This is a genomic window from Methanomethylovorans sp., assembly GCF_050177135.1.
Classification (GTDB): domain Archaea; phylum Halobacteriota; class Methanosarcinia; order Methanosarcinales; family Methanosarcinaceae; genus Methanomethylovorans.
The window spans coordinates 1-2512 of sequence record NZ_JBFXHJ010000229.1 but is presented as its reverse complement, the minus strand read 5'-3'; the positions used below and the strand labels follow the sequence as shown (position 1 = coordinate 2512).

2 protein-coding genes are annotated in these 2512 nt (G+C 42.8%); both read left to right on the top strand.

Going from position 1 to position 2512, the window contains the following annotated elements; translation table 11 throughout:
- Positions 1–176: 176 nt before the first annotated feature.
- Entirely contained in the window at positions 177–476 is a 300-nt protein-coding gene (locus AB7U21_RS11860) for a hypothetical protein (protein WP_428389298.1), read from the top strand.
- Between the two features lie 278 nt (positions 477–754).
- A partial coding sequence (locus tag AB7U21_RS11855; protein WP_428389296.1) for a hydantoinase/oxoprolinase family protein occupies positions 755–2512 on the top strand: 1758 nt, incomplete at its 3' end.

The window sequence follows — 2512 nt, the reverse complement described above, 5'->3', positions numbered from 1 at the left end:
CCTATTGTCCCGCATCCGACTATTCCTATCTTCAGCATTATTGATTCCTTCAGGATAGTTATTTAACTCACACTGGGTAGTTTCGTTCAGTATGGTTCTTAATGCATGCACATAATAACTTTACTTGCATTGGATGTAATTTCCTATAGCTGCTTTGTAGTGCTAAAGGGTCCACTTTGGACGATACGTTGAAAGTTGGAACGAACCGTTCGTTCCTGTGTCTATGGAAAGACACCGTTTCTCCTTTTAAGATGTTCTTTGAAGTCAACGAGTCACACGCAAGGGCCGAAGACCTATTGAATGAAGTTAGAAAAGATAGGAAGAGCGATGCTTCTCCTGTAGAGTACATGTATGTCAGAAGATTGTTCAAGTATAAAAAATACTTGCTAAACAGGACTAGTAAGAAAACAGGCAAGCCTCTTTCCCCAGGTGTAGTACACACATATTTTTCTGTTACTTTTGGCTTCTCTGAGTAAGGCAGTTCAATATGTGATCCAGGCAATCTCCGGAACACTTTATAGGAAGTTCATGTTAAATGCTTCCACCTTCTCTCCGGAGTTGTCTTCTCATATTTGCTTTCAACTCACTTATCTTACCTTTATGTGTGGCTAAATTCAACCGAGTATTTTTAATATCTTTGAAATACTACTTCTGATAGGTAAGTATCTAATTAACGCCGTTTACTTCATAAATTTTGTCTGAGCTGTCGATGAAGAAGTGCTTTGGTCAACTCTCATTAAAAAAGGTGATAAGAATGCATTATGGTTTAGGTATTGATGCCGGGGGGACATATACTGACGCTGTTATTGTAAGGGGGTCAGATGGAGCGATCGTTGATGCAAAAAAATCTTTTACCACTTACCCTGACATCCAGCAAGGAATTCAGAATGTACTGGATTCACTGGATCAGCAGTATCTAAAAGATGTCAATCTTGTATCAGTATCCACGACCCTTTCAACAAATGCGCTTCTTGAAAACACCGGCAGGCCGGTAGGACTTATATTAGTAGGGGAGCAGGCAACAGACAAAGAATATCCTGCTGAAAGTGTCGTTTTTGTTTCGGGTGGTCATGATACAAATGGTGAAGAAGAGTATCCCTTAGACACTGAAGCTGTCAGAGAGTATGTAGAAGCATCCAGATCCTGGGTTTCAGCCTATGCCGTGTCCGCTTACTTCGGTACCCGCAACCCTGATCATGAACTTGCTGTAAAGAGCATGATCCATAGTATCACAGAACTACCTGTCGTGTGTGGGCACGAGCTTTCACAGGAACTGGGAGTTTATGAAAGAGCTGTAACTGCAGCTCTTAATGCCCAGTTGATCCCCATCACTTATCAATTTGTCAATGCCGTAGCTTCAGATATCAGGAAGAGGGGTATCAATGCAAGGCTCTTGATGCTCAAGTGTGATGGTTCGGTCTACAATATAGAAGATGCATTGGAGAAACCCATCGAAACGATATTTTCAGGGCCAGCCGCAAGCATCCTCGGTGCTTCCTACCTTGCAAAGGTAGACACATGTGCAGTTATTGATGTGGGAGGCACAAGTACAGATGTATCAGCGATCAAAGCGGGTATTCCTCAGATAAGTTCCGAAGGTTGCATGGTGGGTGGCTGGAAAACACGGGTAAAAGCTATGACTATGGAAACTTCTGCTCTGGGAGGGGATAGCCATGTTTGGGTCAAAGATAAAAATGTTAATATCGGTCCCAGGAGAGTTATTCCTTTGTGCATTGCAGCAACTATATTCCCGGATTTTCTTTATCGTCTGAAACATAATAAAATGGTCCTGCGTAAAGATACGAATGAAAACTATCAGCAAACCAAGTTCGTTGTCAGAACTGAGTATGAAGCTACTGGCCTGCGGGAAAAGGAAAAGGAGCTACTCAGGTTAATCGGTGATGAACCCGTTTCCATCGTTGAACTGACCGATATGACAGATGCAAGAGAAATAATGCTCGTTGATAAAGCGCTTGATTCGCTCATAAATAAAAGGCTCATCCAGTCTATCGGTTTTACGCCTACGGATGTGCTCCATGTGCTTGGGGAATATGAGCAATGGAACAAAGAAGCATCGGAAACAGGAGCTGTTTATCTTTCCAAGTATGCGAACATGGGCAAATACGAGTTCTGCAGACATGTAAAAGGGCTTTTTGCTATGAATATGGCCCATGATTTGATGTCCTTCCTTATACCTGCTATCCCAAAAAATGCAATAGATGAGGTCCTGAGCGGCAACTATCCTGCAAGGTTCAAGACAGATATTCCCGTGATATTGCTTGGAGGACCGGTTTCTGCATATGTGGCTGAATTGAGATCCCTTATCGATGCAGATGTGCAGGTTCCGCAATTTGCCAGTGTGGGGAATGCCGTAGGGGCACTTGTCGGGAAAAGTGTAAAAAGGGTGGAAATAATGATAAAACCGGCTTCTTTGATGAATCCTGATAGCGATTTCCTTGTATTTTCCTCTGAAGGCAGGGAACGTTTTGAGAGGTATAGCGATGCTGTGGAC